Origin of the sequence: Reyranella sp. (assembly GCF_004297265.1) — a bacterium.
GTDB lineage: Bacteria > Pseudomonadota > Alphaproteobacteria > Reyranellales > Reyranellaceae > Reyranella.
The window spans coordinates 21,683-35,594 of record NZ_SCUT01000056.1 but is presented as its reverse complement, the minus strand read 5'-3'; the positions used below and the strand labels follow the sequence as shown (position 1 = coordinate 35,594).

Below are 13,912 nucleotides of genomic sequence, written 5' to 3'. Positions count from 1 at the left end.
CGCGATGTCAGACTTGGAGTTGCTGAATGGGAAGTCTCAGCGCACCTTCAAGCCGGACCAGGGTATCGATCATCCGGTCCTGAATCTCAGGCCATTCGACCTCGGGTGAGGCCCACCCCCCGGGTAGTTCGGTCCCGATGCTTCGTCGCAGGCGGCCAGAGACCTCATCCCAGACTAGCTCTCCTCCAAACCTCGTCTCGATCTGGCTCTTTTGCGCAAGCAGAGCACTAAAGGCGGCGGAGTTCTGTTGCTCGCTGCCAGGGCGAATGAAGCAACGAATTTGTCCATTGTTTTCGGTCAACGCTATGTTGAGTCTGAATCCGCCGCGTCCGATTCCGGCGGAAATCCATTGTTCTGTTGTGGTGGACCGGTTCGCGAGCAACTGAGTGTGAGACTTGGAACGGTCGATAAACTGGGTCCAGAATTTCCGGAAAATTTCCTGCCTTGCACCAACGACCTTCCTTTTCTCCTCGTCTTGTTCCCGCAATTTCACTTCGTAATCGGCTGACTCAGGAAGCGGGATAATCTGCGTGACATCAATCAGCACGTCGTTCCCCATCTTGTAGGGGCGCAACCGGATACACGTTATGTCGACCCCACGCTTGTTGAGCCACAGCACCGCCGTCGTGAGTTCGGGCGAAAAGTTGGCAGCAACAAGAACGATGCGTACAGTGCCTGTCAGTTCAGCTTCGTTCTCGAAATCCAGCTCGAGAAATCCAAGGATCTCACTTCTTGCTGTTTCAGGATCGCCATCATGAGCACGGGCGTGAGCATGGATAACCTTCTCCAAGGTCATGCTCGACACCATTGCAGCGTAGCGGATCGCCTGAAGCTCCATATGTCCGCCATCCTCGGTCCGCTTGATCTCCACCACCACTAGATCGCGCTTCTTGCTGAGACAGAGCAGATCAATTCGACGATTGCTGTCCTCCCAGTTGCCATACTCTTCGTCGATGACCATCAGGTCTTCGCCAATAGCGCTGATGTCCTGACGCAGCAGCCGCTGCAAGTCCCTGCGTTCCAGCAGCCGTTCAGCGGCAAAGTTCGTGGGAGAAACCGACTCGAGCTTGCTTGCTGTTACGCGGTAAAGGGTCATGCAGCTTTCCTTTCGGCAAAGGCACGAGCATCAATCTGGCCGGTGACAGCGGCAGATATCAAAGCAGCTCGGCGCTCTCGAAGGAGGTCGATGGCGTGCTGCGCTCCCGCGCTAAGCTTCTCGATGCGAGAATTCTCTCCGCCGACATAATCTGCAATCGCGATTTGCTCGTCGAGAGGTGGCGTCGGAATATCTGCGCGCTTTAGATCGAAGATATTGATGCCGCGGACCGCTGCCCCAAGGCTTCCGCTAGCCAAGTCCTCCCGGACGGCCGCCGACAACAGAGCCCATCGCACCCACGATGCGCAAACGCCGGCCACTACTGCCACTCTTGCGACATCTTGCGTGATATTTGATCCCTCAAGTTCAGTCGGTACAGGCTCGCAGTCTCCGATTGATCCGCGAATTGAATAAACGAGGTCACCTTTCTTGAGGCGTGCCCGTGCGTATGGCGCCTCTATTTCAGGAGTGGTCCGCGCCATTGATTGAAGGTTCATTCGGGAAGGCTTCACGTTGCCGCCCTTGAGAATGGGAATGCCTTCACTAACGTCTGGCCCAGGTAACACAATACCATACATGATTGGTCGCTTTGGATCGGTAAGCCACTTTAGAGGCGTTATTGCCCAATGCTCTGGGATGTCGCCCAGCCATTCGATTCCCGAAGGTTTCATTCGAGCATTGGGATTGAGTCCCTTGGTGACGGCGTGGGAGATGACGGCTTGGCGCTTCTCCTTCAGCAACTCGATCAGCCGCTGCTGTTCGGCGATCAGCGCATCAATCTTCGCAGTTTCGCAGTCTAGGAAAGTGGCAATCAGCGCCTGCTCGGTAGATGGCGGGACCGGCAATATCACGTTGTCTATTTGATACTGACTTAGACCCACGCGCGTAAGACCGTTAGCGCGCACTGCGAAGCAAGACTTCGCATAACTCGAATCAAAGAATCTCTTAACGAATGCGCCATGGGTACCGGCCAGAGGGCGAACTATCGATAGGTGATAGCCGCAGACGACGCCCGGTAGATCATTTGGAACGTAAGCGGCGACCGCGATGTCATCAGCAGTTTCGGAATCTTTGGTAATAATGGTGTCGCCCGCGCGCAGCGTAAACTTGGCGATCTGATCATCTGATGCGGTTGCCGGCATGAAGTTCATGTCAGCGACAATCGTGTCATTGTAATAGACATCGGTGTAGTTGCAGAGTGCTACGGCGGTCTCGCCCTCATGTGACTTCTTGTCGACATTACTTGGAGTCACTTGGCACACGTGCTTTAGCCGTCGGACATGCCAGTGCTCTGGTATGTCACCCAGCCATTCCACCCCACTTTCCTTGTATCTCGCATGCCTTGGGAAGCTCACGCTGCCAATCCCCCGATCATTCCTAGGATGCGGTCAGTGACGCCCTTCAGTTCGGCGTCGATCTCGCTGAGCGGCCGTGGTGGCTTGAACACATAGAAGTGCCGGTTGAAAGGAATCTCGTAGCCGACCTTGGTCTTTTCGGGGTCGATCCACGCGTCCGGCGCATGAGGCAGGACCTCGCACTTGAAGTAGGTCGCTACATCTTCGCTCAGGGGCACGTTCTCGGTATCGCGCAGGGACGCATCCGGAACGGGCTTGCCTTTGCTCTTTCCCTTGGTGCCGACGACGATCTCGCCTGCGGCATCGCGTTCGGGGCGCTCGACGGTGATGGTGCGGTAGCCGAAGTCCTCGTTCCTGAAGATTCGGCTGATGGGAACGCCGTCGCGCGTAGCCTCCTTGAAGCTTCCGAACAGGCGGGTGATATCGGCGATGTGGTCGTCGCTCAGCTCCTTGCGCTTGCTGCCGAGGCTCTTGCGCATCTTCTGCCAGAAGCCGCTGGCGTCGATGAGCTGGAGCTTGCCTTTGCGATGGGCCGGCTTGCGTTGCTGACGATCCAGACATAGGTGGCGATGCCGGTGTTGTAGAACATGTCGGTCGGCAGGCCGATGATGGCCTCCACCAGGTCGTTCTCCAGCATGTAGCGGCGGATTTCGCTCTCGCCCGAACCCGCGCCGCCGGTGAACAGCGGTGAGCCGTTCAGCACAATCCCGAAACGGCTGCCGCCCTCGGCGGCGGGGCGCATCTTCGAGACGAGATGGAGCAGGAAGAGCAGCGAGCCGTCGCTGACTCGCGGCAGGCCGGGACCGAAGCGGCCGTTGAAGCCCATCTGCTCGGCTTCCTTGCGGATCTCCTTCTCGATCTTCTTCCACTCCACGCCGAAGGGTGGGTTGGAGAGCATGTAGTCGAATTTCTGCCCCGGGAGGCCGTCGGCGGAGAGCGTGTTGCCGAACACGATGTTGGTGATGTCCTCGCCCTTGATGAGCATGTCCGCCTTGCAGATGGCGTAGGATTCGGGGTTCAGCTCCTGGCCGTACATGACGAGCCGCGCCTTGGGATTGTGCTCGGCCAGGTACTCGCCGGCGACGCTCAGCATGCCACCGGTGCCGGCGGTCGGGTCGTAGATGGAGCGCACGATGCCGGGCTTGGTCAGCGCGTCGTCATCCTCGATGAAGAGCAGATTGACCATGAGGCGGATGACTTCGCGCGGCGTGAAATGCTCGCCGGCCGTTTCGTTGGAAAGTTCGGCGAACTTGCGGATCAGCTCCTCGAACACCATGCCCATCTGGGCATTGCTGACGACATCGGGGTGAAGGTCAACGTTAGCGAACTTCTCGGTGACGAGATAGAGCAGCCCGGCCTTGGCGAGCCGGTCGATCTGCGTGTGGAAGTCGAAGCTCTCGAAGATGTCGCGGACGGACGGCGAGAAGCCCTGAAGATAGGCCCGCAGGTTCTCCGCGATGTTGCCCTGGTCGCCCATCAGCATCTTCAGGTCGAGATCGGAGATATTGCAGAAGCGCTGCCCGGCCTTCTTCAGCAGGAACGGCTCGGGATTGACGCCCGACGCCTTGCGCTTGGCCAGCTCGGCGAGCACGGCCTGTTTCGTCGGCTCCAGGACGCAATCCAGGCGCCGTAGCACCGTGAAGGGCAGGATCACCTTGCCGTAATCGGATTGCTTGTAGTCTCCGCGAAGGAGATCGGCGACGGACCACAGAAACGCGGAAAGCTTCGAATCGTTCATGGGACGCAGGGACTTCCGATATTCAACTGTTGGGGGTCACTTTCGCCGGTAGATGGGGATCCCCGCACGTCGTGCTTCTCTCAGTCTAATCCAATTGTTCTTGCCCCGCTCGACCTGCCAGAACCACCAGCCATTCACCGATCTGCCGATCGCTGCCTTCGCCGCGGCGGACAGCGAGCCGTAGAGCTTTCCGTCGAACCTTATCTGACCGTCGCGCCTGATGACGGCCCTGAATGACTTCGTGTGGTTGGTTGCCCGCACGCGCGCGCCTTCGGGGAAGAGTTGGAGGACCTTTTCCTTCTCTTCCTTGTTGGCTTTCGGCAGGGCTTTGGCAGCGCGCGAAGAACGAGCGAACAGGCCGGCCATCTCCTGCTTGTATTGCTGCCGGATCGCCTGCTGGACCTTGCTCTTGAGGTCCCTCGATCCGAAGAGCTTGCCGCCCTGGACGTTGCTCTCGGGCTTGGCGATGCGGAGCAGCAGGCTTTCAAGCTCCTTGATGTGCTGGTCGCGGACGGTCAGGTAGATCGAGAACTGATCCCAGGTCTCCTTGTGCCGGTCCCGAAGATGGGCGCGGACCCGGCCGCTCAAAGCCGAAGCGAGGCCCACATAGATCAGCCGATCCTTGCGGTAGAGAGCATAGATGCCGGAGCCTTTGCCGACATATCTCTGCACGGTCGCGAAATGTTCCTTCAGCAGGTCGCGCGATACGCGCTCCAGGTGGCCATAAACGAGGCCCTCACGCCGTGTTCGGCGTGGTTTTGGCGTTTTCATGGTTGTGCTCCCCACCGAATCTTAGCGGCATGAAGGAGCGGTCGCTAGAGTCCTTCCTTCTCGCATTGAGCCACCCACCTCATCCCGAGACGCCGACCGGAAAGGAACTGAATCGATTCAAGCACTTACCTCATCCTGAGGAGCCGTGCGTAGCACGGCGTCTCGAAGGATGGGCAACAGACGGGGTGCGCGTGCCCACCCTTCGAGACGCATCGTGGAGTTTACCCCGAGGTACTCGAGGGGCGATGCTCCTCAGGGTGAGGTAGTGTTGGGATGCGGTCGAGCGGCTCTAAGCCGCCAGCACGCAGCGCACGGCGTGCGCGGCTTCGACGTCGCGGAGCGACGGGATCGCCGCCGTGCAGTCGGGGCGGACGAACTTGCAGCGCGGGGCGAAGCTGCAGCCGGACGGGACTTCCGCGAGGTCGGGCGGCGCGCCGGGAATGGATTCGAGGCGCTGGCCGCGCATGCCGTCGTGCACGGTCGAGGCCAGCAGGCCGCGGCTGTAGGGGTGCTGCGGCGCGTCGACCATGCGCTCGACCGGGGCCATCTCGACCAGCTTGCCGGCATACATGACGCCGATCCGGTCGGAGACCTCGACGGCCACGCCGATATCGTGGGTGACGAAGATGACGCCGAGGTTGAATTCGCGCTGCAACTCGCGGACCAGCAGCAGTACCTGGATCTGCACCGTGGCGTCGAGCGCCGTGGTCGGCTCGTCGGCCAGCAGGAGCGTCGGGTTGCACGACAGAGCGAGCGCGATCATGGCGCGCTGGCGCATGCCGCCCGACATCTCGTGCGGATAGGCCTTCAGCCGCTGCGCCGGCGAGGGGATGCGCACCATCTCCAGCAGGTCCTTGGCGCGCTTCATGGCCTCGGTCTCGCTCTTGCCGGTGTGACGGCGGACCGTCTCGGCGATCTGCTGGCCGATGGTGAAGACCGGATCGAAGGCGGTCGCCGGCTCCTGGAAGATCATCGAGACCCGCTGGCCGCGCAGGTCGGACAAGGCCTTGGGACCCATTTCGAGGACCTCGTCGCCCTCGAGCTTGATGCTGCCGGACCAGCGCGTGCGATGCTCGGGATGCAGCCGCAGGATCGAGCGCAGGGTGACGCTCTTGCCTGAGCCGGATTCGCCCAGGATGCCGAGCGTCTCGCCGCGCGCGAGGTCGAAGCTGACGCCGTTGACGGCATGCACCGTGCGATCGGGCGTGACGAAGGTGACGTGAAGGTCCCGTACCTGAAGCATGTTCGTCATGCAGCCATCGCCTTTGAGTGTCCCGAACCCGCCACCCTCATGTGGCAGGCCACGGCCTGGTGCCCGGTATCGGCCAGCAGCGGCTCGGTGCGGGCGCAGACCTCTTCCGCGAAGGGGCAGCGGGTGCGGAACCGGCAGCCCGACGGCGGGTCGATCGGGTTGGGCGGATCGCCCTGGATCGGCGCCTCGCGCGTGCGCTTGCGCGGATCCATCGACGGGCGGGCCGAGAGGAGCGCCCGCGTATAGGGATGCTGCGGGTTGCCGTAGATCGCCTCCACGGGGCCCAGCTCGACGATCTTGCCGAGATACATGACCAGCACGCGGTCGCTGAGATACTGCACGACGTTCAGGTCGTGGCTGATGAAGACATAGGTCAGGTCGAGCTCGGTCTTGAGGTCGACCAGCATGTTCAGCACCTGCGCCTCGACCGACTTGTCGAGCGCCGACACCGCCTCGTCGAGGATGATCAGCCGTGGCCGCAGGGCCAGCGCGCGAGCGATGTTGACCCTCTGGCGCTGGCCGCCCGACAGTTCGTGCGGATAGCGCGTGGCGTAGTTGGCCGGGTCGAGGCCGACCTTGCTCAGGAGATCGCGCACCCGCTCGCGCGCCTCGGCCGCCGGCAGGCCGTGCGCGCGCGGTGCGAAGGCCAGGGTCTCGGCGATGGTGAGGCGCGGGTTGAGCGAGGCGTAGGAATCCTGGAACACCATCTGCACCTGGCGGCGCAGCTCGTTCACCGTGATGCCGTGCGGCTCGTCGACCGGATCGCCGTCCAGCACCATCGTGCCCTTGTCCGGCTTGATCAGGCGGATCAGCAGCCGCGCTACCGTCGACTTGCCGCAGCCCGATTCGCCCACGACGCCCAGCGTCTCGCCCTTGGCGACCGAAAGCGTGAGATCGTCCACGGCGCGCACCACCTTGGTGGTGCGGCCGAGCAGGCCCCCGGCGACCGGAAAGTGCTTGCGCAGGCCGGTGGCGAGCAGCAGCGGCTGGGCCGGGCCGCCGCGATCCTCGATGGGAACCAGCGTGTCCATGTCAGGCCTTCACATCCATGGCCGCGCGCAGGCCATCGCTCATCAGGTTGAAGCAGATCGAGGTGATGAAGATCATCACGCCCGGCAGGGCCGCGAGGACCGGATTGACGTAGATCGCCTGGCGCAGCGTGTTCAGCATCAGGCCCCACTCGGGCTCCGGCGGCTTCACGCCGAGGCCGAGGAAGCTCAAGCCGGCGGCCAGGATGATCGCGACGCTGATCAGCGACGTGGCATAGACCAGGATGGGTCCCAGCACGTTGCCCAGCACATGCACGCGCACGATGGTGAAGGCCGAGGCGCCGCTGGCCTTGGCGGCGTCGACGAAGTCGAAGCCGCGCACCTGCGTGGTGACGCTCTCCGAGACGCGGCAGATCGGCGGGATGAACACCAGCGTGAGCGACAGCAGCGTGTTCTCGGTGCCCGCGCCCATCGCGCCCGACAGGGAGATGGCGAGCAGCACTGACGGGAAGGCGTAGAACACGTCCATGACGCGCATGATCGCCATGTTGGTCTTGCCGCCGACGAAGCCGGCGAGAATGCCCAGGCTGCCGCCGATCAGCAGGGCGCAGACGACCGGCGTCACGCCCATGAACAGCGACAGGCGACCGCCGTAGATCAGGCGGGCGAACATGTCGCGTCCCAGCTCGTCGGTGCCCAGCCAGTGGTTGGGCGACCCCAGCGGATAGAGGCGGCGCAGCATCGAGGTCTTGTAGGGATCCGCCAGATTGAGATACGGCGCGGCCATCGACGCCACGACCAGCAGGATCAGGATCGCCGCGCAGATCAGCGTGACCGGATCGCGGCGCAGGCGCCGTCCGACCGACTGCCAGTAGCCGCGGCCGGCCGAGGTGGGGGTCGGCTTCACCAGGATGGCGCCGCCGACGTCGAGGGAGGGACTTTGCAGGGCCATCGGGTCAGCCTCGCTTGATGCGGGGATCGACCATGGTCTGGATGATGTCCACGGTCAGGTTGAGCAGCATGAAGAAGCCGGCCAGCACCAGGGTCGTGCCCTGCAGGATCGGCAGGTCGCGGCGGAAGATGGCGCTGTTCAGCAGGAAGCCGGTGCCCGGCCAGGCGAACACCGTCTCGATCAGGATCGAGCCGCCGATCAGGTTGCCGGCCTGCAGGCCCATGACGGCGAGGCAGGTCGGGGCGGCATTCTTGAGCACATGGAACAGGATGCGGCTGTCGCGCATGCCCTTGGCCTGCAGCGCCGTCACGAATTCCATGCTGAGCGTTTCCTTGACGGTGGAACGCACCGTGCGGGTGACGACGCCAAGCGGGATGACCGAGAGGGCGATGGTCGGCAGGACCATGTGGGCGAGGTGCGCCCGATCGAACTGCCAGCCGGTCGAGTTCTCCGGCCCGATGCCCATCGGCGGCAGCACGCCCAGTTCGACGGCGAAGATGATGACCAGCACGATCGCCAGCCAGAAATGGGGCACGCTGACGCCGATCAACGAGATCATCGTCACCAGCCGGTCGACGATGCGCGACTTGGCGTAGGCGGCGGCCGTCCCCAGGATCACCGCGAGGCTGAAGGCGAGCAGCGTGGCGGCGATCGCCAGGATGATGGTGTTGCCGAAGGCGCTGCCGACTTCGGCCGCCACCGACCGGCCGGTGCCGATCGAGGTGCCGAGATCGCCCGTCAGGGTGACGCCGAGCCAGCGCAGGTACTGAACCGGCAGCGGCTTGTCGAAGCCGTAATATTCCTTGAGCTTGTCGACCACTTCCTTCGGCGCGTCGGGCGGTACGATCGCCGAGATCGGATCGCCCGGCGCCAGGTGCACCAGCGCAAAGACGAGCAGCGACACGCCGAACGCGACGGGTATCAGGTAGATCAGGCGGCGTAGGGCATAGAGGAGCATTGCGGCCCGCCTCTCCTTAGTTTCTGTGAGCTACTTGATTTCGACCGGCGTCAGGTCCTGGAACCAGCTCTGCGCCTGCACGAAGCCCTTCACCTTGGGGCTCATGGCGCGCGGGTTGAGGTCATGCGCGATCCAGACCCAGTAGGACTGGTCGACGACGTAGCTGTGCACGTCGGCCAGGGCCTTGGTCTGCTCGGCCTTGTCGAAGCTCGCGTGCGCCTTGTTGATCATGGCGTCGAGCTTCTCGTCCTTGAGGATGCCCCAGTTGGCGCCGACCGGTGTCACGAAGTTGCTGTTCATCAGGCGCGTGAAGGCCGAGTAGGGATCGACCGTGGCGCGGCTGATGTTGATGGCGTTGACGCCCGCCTTCTTCGCATTCTCGCCCGTCGCTGGCTGGAAGGAGAAGTTCACCAGCGCGTTCCACTCCATCACCTCGAACGAGGTGTCGAAGCCCACGGCATTCAGGTTCTCCTGCACGTATTCGTTCATCGGCAGCGGCAGCATCTGGCCCGAGCCCGAGGTCGAGATCGCGATCCTGATCTTGGGCTTCTTGGTCGCGCTGTAGCCGGCCTCGGCCAGCAGCTTCTTGGCCGCCGCCGGGTCGTACTTGATGTCGAAGGTGGGCGAGCCGAACCAGGGGTGCCCCGGATAGACATGGCCCTTGGACTCGATCATCAGGCCGCCGAGCAGCTTGTTGAGACCGGCGCGGTCGATGGCGAGGTTGGCCGCCTTGCGCACGCGGATATCGGTCCAGGGCGAGCCTTCGACCATGCTGGGCTGGTAGGCCCAGTTGTGCGGATACTTGTTGGTGACGATGGTCATGCCGCCCTGCTTGAGGCGCGGAATGGCGTCCGGGGCGGGCACCTCGATCCAGTCGACCTGGCCCGCCAGCAGCGCCGCCGTGCGGGTCGCCGCCTCCGGCATCGGGAACAGGATCACCTTGTCGAGCTTCGGCACCCGCGCCTTTTCCCAGTAGTCGGCATTGCGGGAGAGTTCCATGCGCTCGCGCGGCACGACGCGATCGACCTTGAACGGGCCGGTGCCCGACGGGTTCAGGGCGACCTTGTTCCAGTCCTTGCCCTGCTTCTCCCAGTTCGCCGGGCTGGAATAGAAGACGTAGGACATGTCGTAGGGAAACAGCGAGTTCACGATGCGTGTCGTGAGTTCGACCGTGTACTTGTCGATCTTCCTGTATCCGACCAGGGTCGGAATGCGCGCGCGCACCTGGGCGAGCTGCTTGCTGTCGAACTGCGGCGACTTGTCGTTCAGCACCTTGTCGAGGTTCCAGATCACGGCATCGGCGTCGAAGTCCGAGCCGTCGTGGAACTTGACGCCCTCGCGCAGCTTGAAGATCCACTTGGTCGGCTCGCCCTCCACCGGCGCCCACGACAAAGCGAGACCGGGACGGATGTCGGCGATCGTGTCGGCCTTCGACAGGTCCCAGTTCACGAGCGCATCATAGATCGTGTAGCCGGCGAAGCGGAAACCCTCGAACCCTTGATCGGGCTGACCCGTCGTCAAGGGAATGTCGGCGGCTGTCATGCCGATGCGCAGAGTGCCCTGCGAGAAGGCAGGCGTCGCCGTCGCTGCGAGGACCGCCAGGCCGGCGACAGTGACGCGAAGACGTTTGAACATTCACCACTCTCCGGTTCGGCAGTCCCGACGCGAGACGCTGTCCGTTCCGTCATGCAAGGGCCAAGCCAACGCAACATGTTCGCGCCAGGCGTGAGGCGGCATGTCGATTGCATGCATCAACAGTCGCGGAGGAATGTAATGGCATCGTCGAACAAGGCGCCGACGCTCGAGGAATTCCGGGCACGCGCCGCGCTGACCGGTCTCACCCTGACCGAGGAGGACATCGGCCACCTGCACAAGGGCTATGTCGGCCTGCTCCGCCTGATGGAGCGTATCCCCGAGCGCTGGGCGTGGGCCGCCGAGCCGCCGCAAGTCTTCCGCGCCGACGAGTAGAGTTTCACATGACCGATTTGACGACGAGCGATCTCACGACACTGGGCATCGCCGAGGCCGGCCGCCTGATGGCGCGTGGCGACCTCACCGCGACGGCCCTGACCGAAGCCTTCCTGGCGCGCATCGAATCCATCGATCGCACTCTCAACAGCTATGTCACCGTCACCGCCGACATCGCGCTGAACGCCGCACGCCAGGCCGACATGGAGATGCGCGGCGGCCTGCGGCGCGGGCCGATGCACGGCATTCCCATCGGGCTGAAGGACATCTACGAGACAGCCGGCATCAAGACGACCGGCCATTCGCATCTCAAGCTCGACTACGTGCCCGCCATCGACGCCGAGACGGTGCGGCGCCTCAAGGATTCAGGCGCCGTGATCCTGGGCAAGCTCGGCACGCACGAGTTCGCCAACGGGGCGATGACGCCCGACCAGCCCTTCCCGCCCGTGCGCAATCCGTGGAACACCGCCTATCAGCCCGGCGGCTCGTCGAGCGGCTCGGGTGCGGCGATCGCGGCCGCCCTCTGCATGGGCGCGATGGGCTCCGATACCGGCGGCTCGATCCGCAACCCCGCAGGCTATTGCGCCACGGCCGGCATCAAGCCGACCTATGGACTGGTCAGCCGCTGCGGAATCTTCCCGCTCTCCTTCAGCCTCGACACGGCCGGGCCCATGGCCTGGACGACGGAAGACTGCGCGCTGATGCTCGACGTGCTGGCCGGGCACGATCCCAACGACCAGGCCTCGGCGCGCGCGCCCAAGGTCGATTACGGCGCGGCGGCGCAACGCCCGATCAAGGGCCTGCGCATCGCGCTGGCGCGGAGCTGGTACGAAGGGCCCGACGGCAAGCTCTCCGACGACATGGCGGCGGGCATGGAAGAGGCCGTGCGCGTGATGCGCGATCTCGGCGCCATCGTCGAGGAAGTGACGTTCCCCGACATCCGCGACTATCACATCTGCGGCCGGGTCATCATCACGACCGAGGCGCACGCCATCCATCGCCGCGACGTGATCGAGCGGCCCGAAAAGTTCGGCTACACGACGCGGCGGCGCTTCCAGCTCGGCGCCTTCCTGTCGGCCGAGCAATACATCTCGGCGCTGCGGTTCCGCCGCAAGCTGCAGCAGGACACGCGCGCGGCGATGCGCGGCTACGATCTCGTGATGACCGCCAACCAGTGGGGGCCGCCGGAAGTCTTCGAGGATCCGGCGCCGATCTTCCACTTCCTGGGCAAGCCCTCGCTCAGCATGCCCTTCAACGTCACCGGCCAGCCCGCGGCTTCGGTGTGCTGCGGCTTCGATGCCGCCGGCCTGCCGCTCAGCTTCCAGCTGGCCGGCCGCCCCTTCGACGAAGCCAGCGTCCTCGCCGCCGGCGCCGCCTACGAACGCGCCACGCCGTGGCGTTCGCGCCGCCCGCAACTCTGACGGGAGCTGAAATCCTCCATCGTCATGTTCCTCTCCCCCTAGCGGAGGAGAGGTGGAAGTGATGAAGACGCCCTTCGTTGGCTCAGCACCCGAGCTTCTTCGCGAGATCGATCATCGACGTGCCCACCGCGTTCCACTCGCCCTCGGCCTTGAGGTCGCGCTTCTGGTTCGGGCCGTGTTCGGTGGGGCGGAGCACGAAGCCGGTGGACAGGCCGCACTTCTGCGCCGCGGCCAGATCGTTGTTGTGCGCGGCAACCAGCATCACCTGCTCGGGCTTCACGTACATGCTGTCGACCACGCCGAGATAGGCTTCGGGGTCGGGCTTGTAGTGATGGAAGGTCTCGCCGGAGAAGCAGTGGTCCCAGGGGATGCCGCCGTTCTTAGCCATGTTGATCAGCAGCGCGACGTTGCCGTTGCTCAAGGTCGCCACGACGAACTTCTTCTTCATCATGCCGATGCCCTCGACCGAATCGGGCCACGGCCGCAGCTTGTGCCAGAGATGCGTGAACTCCCACGCGCCCTCCTCGCCCGGATGCTTCAGGCCGCGCTTCTGCAGCAGCATCTCGAAGGCTTCCTTGTGGAGATCGTCGATGCGCGTCCACGGCAGCTCGCCCTTGCGCACCCTGCCCATCTGCGGCTGGTAGAGGCCACGCCAGTCGTCGGCGAAGCTCGTCCAGTCGGTCTCGATTCCGTATTTCTTGCCGAGCGCGGGCAGATCCTGGATCAGGCTGCCGCGCCAGTCGACGACCGTGCCGAACACATCGAAAATGCAGACCTTCAGATTGGCGGGGACCTTGGACATTGGGTAGCTTCCTCACATGGTTTGGAAGCACGATAGAGTGAGCGGCGCGGACGGCAAGCCAAGATGCGGCTGGGTTTCCGACGATCCGCTCTACCAGGAATACCACGACACGGAATGGGGACGTCCGCTGCGCGACGATCGCGCGCTGTTCGAGCTCCTGACCCTGGAAGGCTGCCAGGCCGGCCTTTCCTGGATCACGGTGCTGCGCAAGCGCGAGCACTATCGCAAGGTCTATGACGGGTTCGATCCGGAGAAGATCGCGCGCTATCGCCCTGCGAAGCTGGAGAAGCTGCTGCTCGATCCCGGCATCATCCGCCACAAGGGCAAGATCGCCGCCAGTGTCAGCAACGCCCAGGCCTATCTCGCGCTGCAGGAGCGCGAAGGTTCCTTCGCGAAGTTCCTGTGGGGCTTCGTCGGCGGCAAGCCGAAGAAGAATCGCCCGAAGGACCTGAAAGCCGTGCCGGCGCGCTCGCCGGAAAGCGACGCCATGTCGAAGGCGCTGCAGAAGGCCGGATTCAAGTTCGTCGGCTCCACCATCTGCTATGCCTTCATGCAGGCTTCCGGCATGGTCGACGACCATGTCGTGGGCTGCCACTGCGCCAAGGAGTAA

Annotated in this window: 14 protein-coding genes; 3 read left to right on the top strand and 11 right to left on the bottom strand. The window is 63.6% G+C overall.

The window, feature by feature from the left end; all coding sequences use genetic code 11:
• Window positions 1-7: 7 nt before the first annotated feature.
• The 10 genes from EPO41_RS25185 to EPO41_RS25140 form a co-directional block, all read right to left on the bottom strand.
• On the bottom strand, window positions 8-1,096 hold the full coding sequence (locus EPO41_RS25185) for a DUF4268 domain-containing protein (protein ID WP_296331478.1): 1,089 nt from the start codon (window positions 1,094-1,096) through the stop codon (window positions 8-10).
• Entirely contained in the window at window positions 1,093-2,412 is a 1,320-nt protein-coding gene (locus EPO41_RS25180) for a restriction endonuclease subunit S (protein ID WP_296331476.1), read from the bottom strand. The genes EPO41_RS25185 and EPO41_RS25180 overlap by 4 nt, the downstream gene beginning before the upstream one ends.
• Before the next feature lie 35 nt (window positions 2,413-2,447).
• On the bottom strand, window positions 2,448-2,930 hold the full coding sequence (locus EPO41_RS25175) for a hypothetical protein (RefSeq protein WP_296331473.1): 483 nt from the start codon (window positions 2,928-2,930) through the stop codon (window positions 2,448-2,450).
• On the bottom strand, window positions 2,894-4,189 hold the full coding sequence (locus EPO41_RS25170; RefSeq protein ID WP_296331470.1) for a class I SAM-dependent DNA methyltransferase: 1,296 nt from the start codon (window positions 4,187-4,189) through the stop codon (window positions 2,894-2,896). The genes EPO41_RS25175 and EPO41_RS25170 overlap by 37 nt, the downstream gene beginning before the upstream one ends.
• A gap of 36 nt (window positions 4,190-4,225) precedes the next feature.
• Window positions 4,226-4,960 (bottom strand): DUF2924 domain-containing protein, encoded by a 735-nt coding sequence (locus tag EPO41_RS25165; RefSeq protein WP_296331467.1) that lies wholly within the window; start codon window positions 4,958-4,960, stop codon window positions 4,226-4,228.
• Window positions 4,961-5,249: 289 nt separating this feature from the next.
• Entirely contained in the window at window positions 5,250-6,212 is a 963-nt protein-coding gene (locus EPO41_RS25160; RefSeq protein WP_296331464.1) for an ABC transporter ATP-binding protein, read from the bottom strand.
• The gene (locus tag EPO41_RS25155) at window positions 6,209-7,243 is read right to left on the bottom strand and encodes an oligopeptide/dipeptide ABC transporter ATP-binding protein (RefSeq protein WP_296331461.1); all 1,035 of its coding nucleotides are present in this window, start codon (window positions 7,241-7,243) and stop codon (window positions 6,209-6,211) included. The genes EPO41_RS25160 and EPO41_RS25155 overlap by 4 nt, the downstream gene beginning before the upstream one ends.
• A 1-nt stretch (window position 7,244) precedes the next feature.
• A complete protein-coding gene (locus EPO41_RS25150) occupies window positions 7,245-8,153 on the bottom strand; it encodes an ABC transporter permease (RefSeq protein WP_296331456.1) in 909 nt (302 codons plus the stop codon).
• A gap of 4 nt (window positions 8,154-8,157) precedes the next feature.
• Complete coding sequence (locus EPO41_RS25145; RefSeq protein WP_296331431.1) at window positions 8,158-9,111, bottom strand: ABC transporter permease; 954 nt, start codon at window positions 9,109-9,111, stop codon at window positions 8,158-8,160.
• Between the two features lie 30 nt (window positions 9,112-9,141).
• Complete coding sequence (locus tag EPO41_RS25140) at window positions 9,142-10,746, bottom strand: ABC transporter substrate-binding protein (protein WP_296331429.1); 1,605 nt, start codon at window positions 10,744-10,746, stop codon at window positions 9,142-9,144.
• 138 nt (window positions 10,747-10,884) lie between these two features.
• Here EPO41_RS25140 and EPO41_RS25135 point away from each other — a divergent pair, with 138 nt between their 5' ends.
• Window positions 10,885-11,079: a hypothetical protein gene (locus EPO41_RS25135; protein ID WP_296331426.1), complete on the top strand. Its 195-nt coding sequence runs from the start codon at window positions 10,885-10,887 to the stop codon at window positions 11,077-11,079.
• Window positions 11,080-11,087: 8 nt separating this feature from the next.
• On the top strand, window positions 11,088-12,500 hold the full coding sequence (locus EPO41_RS25130; RefSeq protein WP_296331425.1) for an amidase: 1,413 nt from the start codon (window positions 11,088-11,090) through the stop codon (window positions 12,498-12,500).
• An 82-nt stretch (window positions 12,501-12,582) separates the two neighbouring features.
• Here EPO41_RS25130 and EPO41_RS25125 read toward each other — a convergent pair whose 3' ends face one another.
• A complete protein-coding gene (locus tag EPO41_RS25125) occupies window positions 12,583-13,302 on the bottom strand; it encodes a haloacid dehalogenase type II (RefSeq protein ID WP_296331423.1) in 720 nt (239 codons plus the stop codon).
• A gap of 16 nt (window positions 13,303-13,318) precedes the next feature.
• Here EPO41_RS25125 and EPO41_RS25120 point away from each other — a divergent pair, with 16 nt between their 5' ends.
• A complete protein-coding gene (locus tag EPO41_RS25120) occupies window positions 13,319-13,912 on the top strand; it encodes a DNA-3-methyladenine glycosylase I (protein WP_296331422.1) in 594 nt (197 codons plus the stop codon).

Excerpts from the sequence above, each read along its gene's own strand:
- EPO41_RS25185 (WP_296331478.1), bottom strand. The coding sequence starts at position 1,096 with ATGACCCTTTACCGCGTAACAGCAAGCAAGCTCGAGTCGGTTTCTCCC.
- EPO41_RS25175 (WP_296331473.1), bottom strand. The coding sequence starts at position 2,930 with ATGCGCAAGAGCCTCGGCAGCAAGCGCAAGGAGCTGAGCGACGACCAC.
- EPO41_RS25170 (WP_296331470.1), bottom strand. The coding sequence starts at position 4,189 with ATGAACGATTCGAAGCTTTCCGCGTTTCTGTGGTCCGTCGCCGATCTC.
- EPO41_RS25165 (WP_296331467.1), bottom strand. The coding sequence starts at position 4,960 with ATGAAAACGCCAAAACCACGCCGAACACGGCGTGAGGGCCTCGTTTAT.
- EPO41_RS25160 (WP_296331464.1), bottom strand. The coding sequence starts at position 6,212 with ATGACGAACATGCTTCAGGTACGGGACCTTCACGTCACCTTCGTCACG.
- EPO41_RS25155 (WP_296331461.1), bottom strand. The coding sequence starts at position 7,243 with ATGGACACGCTGGTTCCCATCGAGGATCGCGGCGGCCCGGCCCAGCCG.
- EPO41_RS25150 (WP_296331456.1), bottom strand. The coding sequence starts at position 8,153 with ATGGCCCTGCAAAGTCCCTCCCTCGACGTCGGCGGCGCCATCCTGGTG.
- EPO41_RS25145 (WP_296331431.1), bottom strand. The coding sequence starts at position 9,111 with ATGCTCCTCTATGCCCTACGCCGCCTGATCTACCTGATACCCGTCGCG.
- EPO41_RS25140 (WP_296331429.1), bottom strand. The coding sequence starts at position 10,746 with ATGTTCAAACGTCTTCGCGTCACTGTCGCCGGCCTGGCGGTCCTCGCA.
- EPO41_RS25135 (WP_296331426.1), top strand. The coding sequence starts at position 10,885 with ATGGCATCGTCGAACAAGGCGCCGACGCTCGAGGAATTCCGGGCACGC.
- EPO41_RS25130 (WP_296331425.1), top strand. The coding sequence starts at position 11,088 with ATGACCGATTTGACGACGAGCGATCTCACGACACTGGGCATCGCCGAG.
- EPO41_RS25125 (WP_296331423.1), bottom strand. The coding sequence starts at position 13,302 with ATGTCCAAGGTCCCCGCCAATCTGAAGGTCTGCATTTTCGATGTGTTC.
- EPO41_RS25120 (WP_296331422.1), top strand. The coding sequence starts at position 13,319 with ATGGTTTGGAAGCACGATAGAGTGAGCGGCGCGGACGGCAAGCCAAGA.